Raw genomic sequence first — 13607 nt, 5'->3', positions numbered from 1 at the left:
TTTCGGTTTTGCGCGGGTTTTGGTCATTCTGTGACACATTGCGGGTTGACTGACCTCCAGGCTGCGGTTACTGTTCGGCCTTGTGTACTTTTTACACATTTTTTTATCGCTTTAGATTAGGTAACCCCGCTACATGGCTAATTTTGATTCTCAACGTCGTCGATTGCTCCTGATTGGAGGCGCAGCGGCAGGTTTGTCTCTGCTTCCTGGTTCAGCGCTGGCTTCGCTTTCCACCTCGCGCCCCCGAGTATTGACGCTTAATAACCTTCACACCGGTGAAACCCTTAAAACGGAGTTTTTTAACGGCAAGAGTTATGACAAGGATGAGTTAGCCCGCTTAAATCACTTCTTCCGCGATTATCGCGCCAATCAGGTGAAACATATTGACCCACACCTGTTTGATCAGCTCTATCGCTTACAGATGGTGCTCAACACCCGCAAACCGGTGCAGCTTATCTCAGGCTACCGCACGTTAGCGACCAACAATATGCTGCGTGAATCGGGTCCTGGCGTGGCCAAACACAGTTATCACACCAAAGGGCAGGCGATGGATTTCCATATCGAGGGAATTTCATTAAGCAATGTTCGCAAAGCGGCGTTATCTATGCGCGCCGGTGGTGTAGGATATTACCCGCGCAGCAACTTCGTACACATAGATACCGGGCCTGCAAGGCACTGGTCCTGATACCGGCAGCGCTGCGTGTGTCGGTCATGGAGCGCTATGAATTACCACATTATTCCGGTTACGGCCTTTTCTCAAAACTGCTCGGTCATCTGGGATGACGAAACCCAGCAGGCGGCGCTGGTGGATCCCGGCGGCGATGCGGAGACGATTATTGCCGCATTGGCTGAGCGGGAATTAACCCCCGCGCAAATTCTGCTGACGCATGGTCATCTTGATCATGTGGGGGCCGCCGCTGAACTCGCCGCACACTATCAAATTCCTATTGTTGGCCCACACAAGCTGGATGCGTTCTGGCTGGATAATTTGCCAACGCAAAGCCGTATGTTTGGCCTGCCGGAATGCGCGCCACTGGCGCCGGATCGTTGGCTGGAAGAGGGCGAAACGGTTCAGGTTGGTAATGTCACCCTGGAAGTACTGCTTTGCCCTGGCCATACACCGGGACACATTGTGTTCTTCGATCGTGCTGGACGTTTATTGATATCGGGCGATGTGATCTTCAATGGCGGTGTCGGACGCACCGATTTCCCGCAGGGCAGCCACGGCGATTTAATCAATGCGATTAACACTAAGCTGTTACCGCTGGGTGATGATGTGACCTTTGTGCCGGGCCACGGTCCGATTTCCACCTTGGGTCGGGAGCGTATCAGTAATCCGTTCCTGCAATAAAAAATGGGCCATTAAGGCCCATTTCTCATTCTACTGACTTATTTAGAGTACAGCGACAATCGCTTCACAGAGCGCAGACATATTGTCTGGCGTCATCCCAGCCACGTTCACGCGACCAGAGTTAACGGCATACACGCCGAACTCGTCACGCAGGCGCACAACCTGATCTTTGGTCAGGCCGCTAAACGAAAACATGCCATTCTGCTTAATGATAAAGCTGAAGTCCTGTTTCGCGCCTTTCTCTGCCAGGGTATTCACGAACAGCTGACGCATGCGCTGGATGCGCTGACGCATGTCTGTCAGCTCCTGCACCCAGATGGTACGCAACGCGTCGTTACCGAGGATAGTGGCGACCACAGCGGCACCGTGTGACGGTGGGTTAGAGTAGTTAGCACGGATGCTGTATTTCACCTGGCTAAAGGCGGTTTTCGCCACATCGCTGTTGGCGGCAACCAGCGTCAGTGCACCGACACGCTCGTTGTACAGGCCAAAGTTCTTGGAGTAAGAGCTGGCAACAATCAGCTCCTGATGAGACGCGGCGAAAATACGCAGACCTTCTGCATCCTCATCCAGGCCACGTGCAAAGCCCTGGTAAGCGAAGTCGAACAGTGGCAGCCAGCCTTTTTCCTGCGATAGCTTCGCCAGCTGTTGCCACTGGTCCGCGGAAGGATCGACGCCAGTCGGGTTGTGGCAGCAGCCGTGGAAAAGAACCACGTCGCCGGCTTTGGCTTCCTGCAACGAAGCGACCATGCCTGCGAAATCGAGGCTATGGTTGGCCGCGTCGTAATACTGGTAATCACAAACTTCCAGACCCGCCGCGTTGAATACGTTTTTGTGGTTCGGCCAGCTAGGGTTGCTCACCCACACGCGCTTCACATTGGTCTGCGTCGCGAGGAAATCCGCAGCGACGCGCAATGCACCGGTGCCGCCTGGGGTTTGTGCTGTGCACGCGCGGCCCGCTGAAATCAGCGCGCTCTCTTTGCCGAACAGCAATTCCTGAGTGCAGCGAGCAAAGTCGGCCAGACCATCAATGCTCAGATAATTTTTGGTGGTTTCATTTTCCAGCAGATACTGCTCAGCTTTTTTAACACTGGTGAGTACCGGTGTTTTACCGGTTTCATCTTTATAGACACCAATGCCAAGGTTGATTTTATTCGGGCGGTCGTCGGCGCGAAACAGGTCAGCCTGTCCCAGAATAGGATCGGCGGGTGCGGCAGAGATCGATTCAAACATGAGTCAGTTCCGTTTGGGTGAACTTTAGCGAAATGAGCTATCAGGTTAGCGTCAGATGATACGCTTGCCAACCGCTGACATAAAAAAGAAATAAGCCGCGTGTATAAAGTAGTGGCGCTAATTGAGAAGCTGATCACTGAAAAGCAAAACGGAGCCCGAAGGCTCCGTTTTTAGGCGATACACATATCTAATCGAGAGATTAGAACTGGTATACCAAGCCCAGGGCAACGATATCGTCGGTGTTCAGACCCAGTGGGTTGTTGTCATCCAGCTGGTTGATACGGTAGTCGACGTAGGTCGCCATGTTTTTGTTGAAGTAGTAAGTTGCGCCCACTTCGAAGTATTTAACCAGGTCAGCATCGCCGATACCTTCGATGTCCTTGCCTTTAGACTGGACATAAGCGATGGATGGACGCAGACCGAAGTCGAACTGGTACTGAGCTACAACTTCGAAGTTCTGTGCTTTGTTAGCAAATGCAGAGAAATCACCGGAGCTGATTGGAGTTGAGTTACGGGTTTCACCGTACATCGCTGCCAGGTAAACGTTATTAGCGTCATATTTCAGAGCAGTTGCCCAGTTCTCAGCACGTTTGCCTGCGCCAACGCCAGTAGCAACTACGTCGCCATCGTTCAGAACTGAACCAGCAGCTTGTGCATTAGTACGGTCGCTGCTGCTGTATGCTGCTGCGAAGCCTACACCAATTGGTGAGGTGTAAGAAGTTGACAGACCATAGCCGTCACCATTAGCACGACGGGTATCGTCACGGTCATTTTTGCCCTGGTACTGTACTGCGAAGTTCCAACCGTCAACCAGACCGAAGAAGTTGGTGTTACGGTAAGTCAGCAAACCGGTGCTACGACCGTTCATGAAGTTATCTGAGTAACCAGAGTCACCACCGAATTCTGGCAGAACGTCAGTCCAGCCGATTGCGTCGTATACAACGCCGTAGTTACGACCGTAGTCGATTGAACCTGCATCACCGAATTTCAGACCCGCGAAGCCCAGACGGGTTTTGTTACCGTCTTGCGCGTCAGAACCTTCAGAGTTGTTCGCCTGAACGTTGTATTCCCACTGGCCGTAACCGGTCAGCTGGTCGTTAATCTGGGTTTCACCCTTAAAGCCGAAGCGAACATAAGTCTGGTCGCCATCGCTACCAGAATCATCAGAGAAGTAGTGCAGACCAACAGCTTTACCGTACAGATCCAGTTTGTTGCCGTCTTTGTTATAGATTTCTGCTGCGTTTGCTGCGCCTGCAGCTAACAGAGCAGGGATAACCACTGCAAGAATGTTGCGCTTCATCATTTTTTATTACCCTCATTGGAGTTATTTGGACATCTGCCACTGCCGTCAAGAAACCTTTACGGGAACCTTGAAAGAAGTTTGATGTCTCCTGTGTCTGCACGCATCTTTCCATCACAGGGTTGCTATTTCTAGCCCGAAAATGATTCAAATCTCGCAATTACGTATCAAAAAGAAATTTTGTATTACAATTTGTAAAATATCGGGAACTTTGTGAGAGAACTCTAAATTTACAAAAATAAAAAAAGGCCGGCTATGCCGACCTCGTTATATATATGAATTACTTATATTTAATCGCGAATTTTAGAAATTAGCGTTACGTGGAGTACGAGGGAAGGGGATAACATCCCTTACATTTTGTACGCCGGTGACATAGGCGATTAATCGTTCGAAACCTAATCCGAAGCCAGCATGTGGCACGGTGCCGTAACGGCGCAGGTCACGATACCACCAGTAATCTTCTTTATTTAGCCTCATTTCAGCCAGACGTGCATCCAATACATCCAGACGCTCTTCACGCTGTGAACCACCGATGATTTCACCAATACCCGGCGCCAGAACATCCATTGCTGCCACGGTCTTACCATCTTCGTTCATACGCATATAGAACGCTTTGATATCTTTTGGATAGTTCTTCACCACCACCGGCGCTTTGAAGTGCTTCTCGGCCAGGTAACGTTCATGTTCGGAGGAGAGATCCACGCCCCAGGACACTGGGTTTTCGAATGTCTGGCCGCTTTTCAGCAGAATGTCGACCGCATCGGTGTAGTCTACCTGGGCGAAATCGGTTGTGACAAAACGTTCTAAGCGAGCAATCGCATCTTTGTCTACGCGTTCAGCGAAGAACGCCATATCGTCAGCACGCTCTTCAAGCACCGCCTTGAACACATACTTCAGCATGGCCTCAGCCAGTGCAGCAGCGTCGTCAAGGTTAGCGAAAGCGACTTCCGGTTCCAGCATCCAGAATTCCGCTAAGTGACGGCTGGTGTTGGAGTTTTCTGCGCGGAAGGTCGGGCCAAAGGTATAGACTTTTGACAATGCACAGGCATAAGTTTCGGCATTCAGCTGGCCAGAAACGGTCAGGAAGGCTTCTTTACCAAAGAAATCTTTGTCGTAGTCAACTTTGCCCTGCGGATCGCGCGGCAGGTTTTCCATGTCCAGCGTAGAGACGCGGAACATCTCGCCCGCACCTTCAGTATCGGAAGCGGTGATCAGCGGGGTGGAAACCCAGAAGTAACCATTCTCGTGGAAGAAACGATGCAGCGCCTGCGCCAGAGTATGACGTGTACGGGCCACGGCGCCGACCAGGTTGGTGCGTGGACGCAGGTGTGCGACTTCACGCAGGTATTCGATACTGTGGCGTTTAGCCGCCATCGGATAGGTATCCGGATCGTCTACCCAGCCGGTGACTTCTACGTTGGTCGCCTGCAGTTCAAAGGCCTGGCCTTCGCCCGGTGATTCCACCACTTTACCAGTGACAATCACTGAACAGCCCGTGGTCAGACGCAGCACTTCATCCTGATAATTATTCAGAGAATTATTGACGACGGCCTGAACGGGATTAAAGCAGGAACCGTCATAAACGGCGATAAAGGAAAGACCGGCTTTGGAATCTCTTCGGGTACGCACCCAACCACGTACGGTGACTTCACTGTCAACCGCGACACGGCCGTGCAGTACATCCGCTACAGGCACTACGCTCATAAATATCTCTCTATATATAGAAGTGGATAAAAGCCCCATTTCGGGGTTTTGCTATGTTACTTGCGAGCCATCAGGAAACAAGCAATTTTGCAGGGGAAAAAGGGAGATTTGTTGTGAAAGAGCAGGGTGCGGGCACCCTGCATCCATGATTAGCTGGCTCTTTTCACCAGAGGGAGGTCGAATGCTTTACGCAGGGCGCGCACGAAGGCTTTGTCCTGGCAGATGGTTTTACCCGGGCTGTCAGAGAGTTTCGCCACCGGTTTGCCATTACAGCTCACCAGTTTAATCACGATGTTCAGTGGTGTGACGCCAGTAATATCGCAGGTCAGGCGCGTACCAATGCCAAAGACCACGTTGGCGCGTTGACCAAAGTGACGATATAACGCCAGCGCTTTATCCAGATTGAGGTTATCTGAGAACACCAACGTTTTACTCTTCGGATCGATATCCAGACGCTGATAGTGCGCAATGGCTTTTTCACCCCACTCCACGGGATCCCCCGAGTCATGGCGCAAACCCTGATAGCGATGGGCAAAGCCCGGGCCGAAATCACGCAGGAAGGCATCCATGGTGATGCAGTCTGTCAACGCGATACCGAGTTGGTCATCATACTCATCCAGCCAGGATTGCAGCGCCGCGCGTTGGCTATTCGCCAGCACCGGGCTGATCTGTTGATGTGCCTGGAACCACTCATGGGCCTGAGTGCCCACCGGATTAAGCTGTAAGCGCCGGGCGAGATCGTAATTGCTGGTGCCCACTAACCACGGGAACTCCGCTTTTAACGTACTGACGATCGCTTCCTGAACCGCTTTGGAGTAGCGGCGACGGGTACCAAAATCCATCAGCTGGAAGCGGGACATATCGAGATCGCCCACCTGCTGACGGAAATCGACCAGCTTCTGCTGTAACTGAGTGACCGCTTGTTCCACACCGATCTCCGGTGTGCGATGGCGATGCACCACTTCACTGATCAGCGCCAGCAGCGGCACTTCCCAAAGAATAACTTCGCGCCATGGCCCGCTGATCTGAATAGACAAACGGCCATTCTCATTGCGCACCCTGACCTGAGAGGGATCAAAGCGGAATTGGCGCAGCCAGTTGAGGTAATCGGATTCAAAGAAAGGTAAGCCGCTGAGATAGTGATATTCGTTGTCGCTCAGGGCAAGGGAAGGCAGCGTATCGAGTTGCGCGCGAATTTCATCGGCATACTGGCCGAGCAATTCATCGCCGCGACAACGAAATTCTGCCGTTACCGGGACATCGTAGTAACGATGATAAACGGCCTGCTGCATATGAAGCTTATACGCATCGGTATCAAGCAGCGTGGTCAAAATCGGGGAAGCATGTCCAGTCATGGTGCGTTTCAGCATCCTCTTCCGCGGAGCAGAGCCCGGTGTCAACAAAGTCATAAAGACGCAGGAGTATAAAACAGTAATGACCACGATCACACCATAATTGCGGGTGGCAGGTCGAGGGTCATTTGTGCCATTGTTAATGAATTGTAGCCTTTTCAGCAAAGGCACGCATTGTGCGTGGCAACGAAGGCACAACCCGCTTAGACTTTGACGGGTCAACATATTAACGATGCGAGAAGGACTTATGACGCAACAGCCGCAAATCAAATATCGCCACGACTACCGTGCGCCGGATTACACCATCACCGATATCGACCTGACTTTTGACCTCGATGCCGCCAGCACGCGCGTGACGGCGGTGAGCCAGGTGAAGCGTCTCGGTGCTGCGGATGCCGAACTGCGTCTGGATGGCGAAGACCTCACGCTGGTGTCGCTGGCGGTGGATGGCCATCCCTGGTCACACTATCGTGAAGAAGAGGGCGCGCTGGTCATCAGCCAGTTGCCCGACAACTTTACCCTGACCATAATTAATGACATCCATCCGGATACCAACACCGCGCTGGAAGGGTTGTACAAGTCGGGTGATGCACTCTGTACCCAGTGTGAAGCTGAAGGCTTCCGCCATATCACCTGGTATCTGGATCGCCCGGACGTGCTGGCGCGCTTTACCACCACCATCATTGCCGATGCGGCAAAATATCCGTTCCTGCTCTCCAACGGCAATAAATTAGAGAGCGGTCGTCATGAAGATGGTCGCCACTGGGTGAAGTGGCAGGATCCGTTCCCGAAACCGTGCTATCTGTTTGCGCTGGTGGCGGGCGATTTCGACGTGCTGCGCGACAGCTTTACCACGCGTTCCGGCCGTGATGTGGCGCTGGAGATCTTCGTCGATCGTGGCAATCTCGATCGTGCCGACTGGGCGATGACCTCTTTGAAAGCCAGCATGAAATGGGATGAAGAGCGCTTTAACCTCGAATATGACCTCGACATATTTATGATCGTCGCGGTGGATTTCTTCAATATGGGCGCAATGGAGAACAAAGGCCTCAACGTCTTCAACTCCAAATATGTGCTGGCGAAAGCCGAGACCGCCACTGATAAAGATTATCTCGGTATTGAGGCGGTGATTGGTCACGAATACTTTCATAACTGGACCGGTAACCGCGTCACCTGCCGTGACTGGTTCCAGCTCAGCCTGAAAGAGGGCCTAACCGTATTCCGTGACCAGGAGTTTAGCTCTGACCTGGGCTCGCGTGCGGTTAACCGCATCGACAACGTACGCGTGATGCGCGGCGCACAGTTTGCCGAAGATGCCAGCCCAATGGCGCACCCGATCCGCCCGGATCAGGTGATCGAGATGAACAACTTCTATACCCTGACGGTGTACGAAAAAGGATCTGAAGTGATTCGCATGATGCATACTCTGCTCGGCGAAGCCAATTTCCAGAAAGGCATGCAGCTCTATTTTGAGCGTCACGATGGTAGTGCGGCCACCTGCGACGATTTTGTTCAGGCGATGGAAGATGCCTCCAATGTTGATCTGTCACAGTTCCGTCGCTGGTACAGCCAGGCGGGTACGCCGGTGCTGACGGTGCGTGATGACTACAATCCTGAGCTGGAGCAGTACACGCTGCACGTGACACAACACACGCCACCAACGGCCGAGCAGAAAGAGAAGTTGCCGCTGCATATCCCGCTGGATATCGAATTGTACGATAACGAAGGCAAGGTGATTCCGCTGCAGCATAACGGCCATCCGGTGCATCATGTGCTGAATGTCACCGAGGAGTTCCAGACCTTTATTTTCGATAACGTGCACTTCCAGCCAGTGCCTTCGCTGCTGCGTGAATTCTCGGCGCCCGTGAAGCTCGATTATAAATGGAGCGATGCGCAGCTGACCTTCCTGATGCGTCACGCCCGCAATGATTTCTCGCGCTGGGATGCGGCGCAAAGTTTGCTGGCGACTTATATCCGTCTGAATGTCGCGCGCCATCAGCAGGGACAACCGCTGTCGCTGCCGTTGCACGTGGCGGATGCCTTCCGCGCGGTGTTACTGGAAGAACAGGGCGATCCGGCGTTAACCGCGTTGATTTTGTCACTGCCTGGCGAGAATGAAATCGCCGAGCTGTTTGAAGTGATCGATCCGCTGGCGATTTCTGCGGTGCGTGCGGCGCTAGTGCATGCGCTGGCAACCGAACTGAGCGATGAATTGTATGCCGTGTATCTGGCTAACCAGAGCCAGGAATACAAGGTGGAGCATGCAGAGATTGGCAAGCGCGCACTGAAAAATGTCTGCCTGAGCTATTTGGCGTTCGCCGATGCAGAGCAGGCGGATAAGCTGGTGCAGGCGCAGTACCATAATGCCAACAATATGACGGATGCGCTGGCGGCGCTCTCGGCGGCGGTGGCTGCACAGTTGCCTTGCCGTGAAGCCTTACTTGAGGCTTATGATGAGAAGTGGCATCAGGATGGTCTGGTGATGGATAAATGGTTTGTATTGCAGGCGACCAGTCCAGCGGAGGATGTGTTGAGTAATGTGCGTAAGCTGCTCAATCACCGCTCTTTCACCATGGGCAACCCGAACCGTATCCGCTCTCTGATTGGTGCCTTTGCCTCGGGCAATCCAGCGGCATTCCATGCCAAAGATGGCAGTGGCTATCAGTTCCTGGTAGAGATGCTGACCGACCTCAACACACGTAATCCGCAAGTTGCTGCGCGCATGATTGAGCCGCTGATTCGCTTGAAGCGTTACGATGCCGGTCGTCAGGCGCTGATGCGTCAGGCGCTGGAAACCCTGAAAGGGCTGGATAAGCTGTCGGGCGATCTGTACGAGAAGATCACCAAAGCGTTGAACGCCTGATAAGGTGTAAGCCGCATCACGATGATGCGGCTTTTGCTAATTCGCTGCCACTTCCTCTGGTTGCGTGGAGTAACAGTGGCAATATCCCGCTCGACTTCGACTAACGCTGCTGGGCGAATTTCAGCGGCTGATCTGCCGGACTGCGCTTCATCACACGATCCAGCACTTCTGCTTCCAGTTCCGCCAGTCGCGCCGATCCACGTCGACGTGGTCGCGCGAGGTCCACGGTTAAATCCAGCCCAATCTGTCCCTCTTCGATCAGCAATACGCGATCGGCCATCGCCACGGCTTCACTGACATCATGGGTGACCAGCAACACCGTGAAGTTATGTTGTTGCCATAGCGATTCAATCAATCCCTGCATCTCAATACGCGTCAGTGCATCCAGCGCTCCGAGGGGTTCATCCAGCAGCAATAAACCGGGTCGATGAATCAACGCGCGAGCCAGCGCCACGCGCTGTTTTTGCCCACCCGATAGTGCCGCTGGCCACTCGTTAGCGCGATCGGCTAAACCCACCGCCTCCAGAGCTTCCAGTGCGGCAGCCCGCCATTCACGCCCCTTTAAACCCAGACCCACATTATCGATAACTTTCTTCCACGGCAGCAGACGTGCATCCTGGAACATGAGACGTGTGTCTTCGCGTGCTTGCGCTAACGGCGCAGTGCCTGCCAGCAGCTCACCGCGCGAAGTGGATTCCAGTCCCGCCAGCAGGCGCAGCAGGGTGCTTTTACCGCATCCGCTGCGGCCCACCACGGCAACAAACTGCCCTGCCGGGATATGCAGATTGATGTTGTTCAGGATGGTGCGATCACCATATTGCTTGCTGACGCCGTTAACGCCCACCGGGGTGCCGCTGTTCAGACGCGACGGGCTTAAAGTTGCGTTGCTCATGCGTTCTCCTTCAATTGATAAGCCGGATGCCAGCGCAGCCATACGCGCTCCAGCAGTTGAGCGGCGACATCGGCCAGTTTGCCGAGCAGCGCATAGAGAATGATGGCGACCACCACCACATCGGTTTGCAGGAATTCGCGTGCGTTCATCGCCAGATAACCAATGCCAGAGTTGGCCGAGATTGTTTCAGCCACAATCAGCGTCAGCCACATCAGGCCGAGGGCAAAGCGTACGCCCACCATGATCGAAGGCAGCGCACCTGGCAGAATCACCTGAATAAACAGACTCCAGCCAGAAAGACCATAACTGCGCGCCATCTCCACCAGACCACGATCGATATTACGGATACCGTGATAAGTGTTGAGGTAAATCGGGAATAAGGTGCCGAGTGCCACCAGGAAAATCTTGGCTGACTCATCGATGCCAAACCAAAGAATCACCAGCGGGATTAATGCCAGGTGCGGCACGTTGCGCAGCATCTGCACTGAGGTATCCAGCAAGCGCTCACCCACGCGTGAGGTGCCGGTGATCAAGCCAAGCACCAAACCGATCGAGCCGCCAATGGCAAAGCCGATCGCCGCACGCCAGCCACTGATGGCGAGGTTTTGCCACAGTTCACCACTCACCGTCAGCTTCCAGAACGTAATAATGATGTTTTCCGGTGATGGCAGAATGCGTGTTGAGAGCCAGCCCACCTGAGAGGCAAGCTGCCACACCGCAACCAGCAGCACCGGTAAAGCCCAGGGCAGTAGGGCATTACTCAGCTGTTTTTGAAACTTTGCCATCCTGAACTCCTTAGCTCTGAGACACTTTCTGCGGGGTGAAATCATTGGCTACCGCTTCACCGTGCGCTTGCACCACACGAGGTTTCGGCACTTCTGGGATGGCCAAATCAAGGTGTGGGAACAGTAGCTCACCGACACGATAGGCTTCTTCAAGATGCGGATAACCTGAGAGAATAAAGGTCTCGATGCCGAGGTCGCTGTACTCCTGCATACGTGCAGCCACGGTTGGGCCATCGCCCACCAGCGCAGTACCGGCACCGCCACGCACCAAACCCACGCCTGCCCACAGGTTCGGGCTGATCTCCAGCTTGTCACGGCGGCCACCATGCAGCGCAGCCATGCGCTGTTGTCCGACAGAATCGGTACGGGCAAAGGCCGCCTGCGCTTTGGCAATAGTGGCATCGTCAAGATGAGCAATCAGGCGATCCGCTGCCTGCCAGGCTTCTTCATTGGTTTCACGCACGATGACGTGCAGACGAATGCCAAAGCGCACTTTACGGCCCTGTGCCGCCGCTTTGGCACGCACTTGATCAATTTTCTCTTTGACTAATGCCGGAGGCTCGCCCCAGGTGAGATAAACATCGACCTGCTCAGCGGCGAGATCCTGCGCGGCATCGGATGAACCGCCAAACCACAGCGGTGGACGTGGCTGTTGTACCGGTTTAAACATCAGGCGTGCACCGCGCACTTTGACGTGTTTACCCTCGTAATCCACGGTTTCACCTTCTAAAACGCGACGCCATACGCGGGTGAACTCCGCTGATTCTTCATAACGCTCCCGATGATCGAGGAACACGCCGTCCCCCGCCAGCTCTTCAGGGTCGCCGCCTGTGACCAGGTTAAACAGCGCGCGCCCGTTGGACAGGCGATCCAGCGTCGCGGCCTGGCGCGCTGCCTGCGTCGGTGAAATCACGCCCGGACGCAGCGCCACCAGAAAGCGCAAACGTTGCGTCACCGGAATCAGTGACGCGGCCAACAGCCAGGCATCTTCGCAGGAGCGGCCGGTGGGGATCAGCACGCCGCCAAAGCCAAGGCGATCGGCGGCCTGAGCAATCTGCTGCAGATAACCGTGATCGACAGGACGCGAACCTTCGGCGGTGCCAAGATAGTGCCCATCACCGTGGGTGGGGAGAAACCAAAATACGGATATGCTCATGATTCAATTCCTTATGGCTGGGCGGACTGTGGATGCCAGATGCGGTCAGTGATGTTCACTTTTACCGGCATCAAATGATTGGCATAAAACAGGTCGGCCGTTTGCTGTTGGGCCTGCGCAGTATGTGCGCTGACCGGCGTAATCGTGGTGGGTGGACGATGGTCGAGATAGCTGGCAATCACCGGCTTGGGTAAGCCCATCGCTTGTGCCAGCAGATCAATACTTTGCTCGCGTTGGCTGCGGGTGAGCGCGTCAGCATCGCTGAAGGTTTGCAGCACTTGCTGGATAAATGGACCATTGGCTTCGGCATATTTGCGTGTGGCTAAATAGAAGGAACCGGTCTGGTTGAGCTTGCTGCCATCAGCCAGTACGCGCACGTTGCCTTGCAGTAAGGCGGCAGAGTAGTAGGGATCCCAAATAGCCCAGGCATCGACATCGCCCTGCTGGAAAGCGGCTCGCGCATCGGCGGGGGTCAGATAGGTGGGCTGGATATCTTTAAAGCTCAGGCCTGCCTGTTCGAGCGCGCGCAGCAGCAAGTTGTGTGAACTGGAGCCTTTCTGGAAGGCGACTTTATGGCCTTTCAAATCGGCCACACTGTGAATCGGGCTATCTTTGGGTACCAGAATCACTTCAGCCTGAGGTTTCGGTGGTTCGGAACCGACATACAGCAGATCCGCGCCTGCTGCCTGTGCAAACAGCGGTGGAATATCACCGGTGCTGCCTAAATCAATGCTATCGACATTCAGCGCCTCCAGCATCTGCGGGCCCGCGGGAAATTCAATCCATTTGATCTGGGTATGGGGGAAACGTTGTTCCAGCATCTGGTGAGATTTTGCTAACACCATGCTCACCGATCCTTTTTGAAAACCCACACGCAATTGCGCCGGGGCATCAGCGGCAACGGCGTTGGCACTCAGGGCAAATAGCGCAGCAAAGGCTGGCAGCAGTAAACCCGTAAACATCCTTTTCAT

Annotated in this window: 11 protein-coding genes; 3 read left to right on the top strand and 8 right to left on the bottom strand. The window is 54.0% G+C overall.

What is annotated here, in order from left to right:
• The first annotated feature begins 133 nt into the window (after positions 1–133).
• Positions 134–685, top strand: coding sequence for a YcbK family protein (locus WFP70_RS22485; RefSeq protein ID WP_034820522.1), 552 nt, complete (start codon positions 134–136; stop codon positions 683–685).
• A 36-nt stretch (positions 686–721) separates the two neighbouring features.
• On the top strand, positions 722–1351 hold the full coding sequence (locus WFP70_RS22480) for an MBL fold metallo-hydrolase (protein ID WP_337024449.1): 630 nt from the start codon (positions 722–724) through the stop codon (positions 1349–1351).
• A gap of 42 nt (positions 1352–1393) precedes the next feature.
• Here the strand turns inward: WFP70_RS22480 and WFP70_RS22475 are convergent, their stop codons facing one another.
• The 4 genes from WFP70_RS22475 to pncB form a co-directional block, all read right to left on the bottom strand.
• Positions 1394–2584 (bottom strand): amino acid aminotransferase, encoded by a 1191-nt coding sequence (locus WFP70_RS22475; RefSeq protein WP_337024450.1) that lies wholly within the window; start codon positions 2582–2584, stop codon positions 1394–1396.
• A gap of 199 nt (positions 2585–2783) precedes the next feature.
• A complete protein-coding gene (gene ompF, locus WFP70_RS22470; RefSeq protein ID WP_337024451.1) occupies positions 2784–3887 on the bottom strand; it encodes a porin OmpF in 1104 nt (367 codons plus the stop codon).
• Positions 3888–4187: 300 nt separating this feature from the next.
• Entirely contained in the window at positions 4188–5588 is a 1401-nt protein-coding gene (gene asnS / locus WFP70_RS22465) for an asparagine--tRNA ligase (protein ID WP_337024452.1), read from the bottom strand.
• A gap of 149 nt (positions 5589–5737) precedes the next feature.
• On the bottom strand, positions 5738–6943 hold the full coding sequence (pncB, locus tag WFP70_RS22460) for a nicotinate phosphoribosyltransferase (protein WP_166932039.1): 1206 nt from the start codon (positions 6941–6943) through the stop codon (positions 5738–5740).
• 244 nt (positions 6944–7187) lie between these two features.
• On the opposite strand from pncB, the gene pepN reads away from it, so the two are divergent.
• The gene (gene pepN, locus WFP70_RS22455) at positions 7188–9803 is read left to right on the top strand and encodes an aminopeptidase N (RefSeq protein ID WP_337024453.1); all 2616 of its coding nucleotides are present in this window, start codon (positions 7188–7190) and stop codon (positions 9801–9803) included.
• Positions 9804–9903: 100 nt separating this feature from the next.
• Here the strand turns inward: pepN and ssuB are convergent, their stop codons facing one another.
• The 4 genes from ssuB to WFP70_RS22435 are packed head-to-tail and all read right to left on the bottom strand — an operon-like array spanning position 9904 to position 13607.
• Entirely contained in the window at positions 9904–10695 is a 792-nt protein-coding gene (ssuB, locus tag WFP70_RS22450; RefSeq protein ID WP_058959672.1) for an aliphatic sulfonates ABC transporter ATP-binding protein, read from the bottom strand.
• A complete protein-coding gene (ssuC, locus tag WFP70_RS22445; RefSeq protein WP_034820490.1) occupies positions 10692–11480 on the bottom strand; it encodes an aliphatic sulfonate ABC transporter permease SsuC in 789 nt (262 codons plus the stop codon). The genes ssuB and ssuC overlap by 4 nt, the downstream gene beginning before the upstream one ends.
• 10 nt (positions 11481–11490) lie before the next feature.
• Positions 11491–12636 carry an FMNH2-dependent alkanesulfonate monooxygenase gene (ssuD, locus tag WFP70_RS22440; RefSeq protein ID WP_337024454.1) on the bottom strand — a complete coding sequence of 382 codons (1146 nt, stop codon included), beginning with the start codon at positions 12634–12636 and terminating at the stop codon, positions 11491–11493.
• Between the two features lie 11 nt (positions 12637–12647).
• Positions 12648–13607, bottom strand: a complete 960-nt coding sequence (locus tag WFP70_RS22435; protein ID WP_337024455.1) for a sulfonate ABC transporter substrate-binding protein — start codon at positions 13605–13607, stop codon at positions 12648–12650.

It is taken from the genome of Pantoea sp. USMM079, assembly GCF_037153115.1.
Classification (GTDB): Bacteria; Pseudomonadota; Gammaproteobacteria; order Enterobacterales; family Enterobacteriaceae; genus Pantoea; species Pantoea communis.
The sequence above is the reverse complement of the archived record's forward strand: the minus strand, read 5'-3'. Positions and strand labels throughout refer to the sequence as shown.

What these genes read in the sequence shown, in the direction of transcription:
- ompF (WP_337024451.1), bottom strand. Translation starts at nt 3,887, where the DNA reads ATGATGAAGCGCAACATTCTTGCAGTGGTTATCCCTGCTCTGTTAGCT.
- WFP70_RS22485 (WP_034820522.1), top strand. Translation starts at nt 134, where the DNA reads ATGGCTAATTTTGATTCTCAACGTCGTCGATTGCTCCTGATTGGAGGC.
- ssuC (WP_034820490.1), bottom strand. Translation starts at nt 11,480, where the DNA reads ATGGCAAAGTTTCAAAAACAGCTGAGTAATGCCCTACTGCCCTGGGCT.
- pepN (WP_337024453.1), top strand. Translation starts at nt 7,188, where the DNA reads ATGACGCAACAGCCGCAAATCAAATATCGCCACGACTACCGTGCGCCG.
- pncB (WP_166932039.1), bottom strand. Translation starts at nt 6,943, where the DNA reads ATGACTGGACATGCTTCCCCGATTTTGACCACGCTGCTTGATACCGAT.
- WFP70_RS22480 (WP_337024449.1), top strand. Translation starts at nt 722, where the DNA reads ATGAATTACCACATTATTCCGGTTACGGCCTTTTCTCAAAACTGCTCG.
- ssuB (WP_058959672.1), bottom strand. Translation starts at nt 10,695, where the DNA reads ATGAGCAACGCAACTTTAAGCCCGTCGCGTCTGAACAGCGGCACCCCG.
- WFP70_RS22475 (WP_337024450.1), bottom strand. Translation starts at nt 2,584, where the DNA reads ATGTTTGAATCGATCTCTGCCGCACCCGCCGATCCTATTCTGGGACAG.
- asnS (WP_337024452.1), bottom strand. Translation starts at nt 5,588, where the DNA reads ATGAGCGTAGTGCCTGTAGCGGATGTACTGCACGGCCGTGTCGCGGTT.
- WFP70_RS22435 (WP_337024455.1), bottom strand. Translation starts at nt 13,607, where the DNA reads ATGAAAAGGATGTTTACGGGTTTACTGCTGCCAGCCTTTGCTGCGCTA.
- ssuD (WP_337024454.1), bottom strand. Translation starts at nt 12,636, where the DNA reads ATGAGCATATCCGTATTTTGGTTTCTCCCCACCCACGGTGATGGGCAC.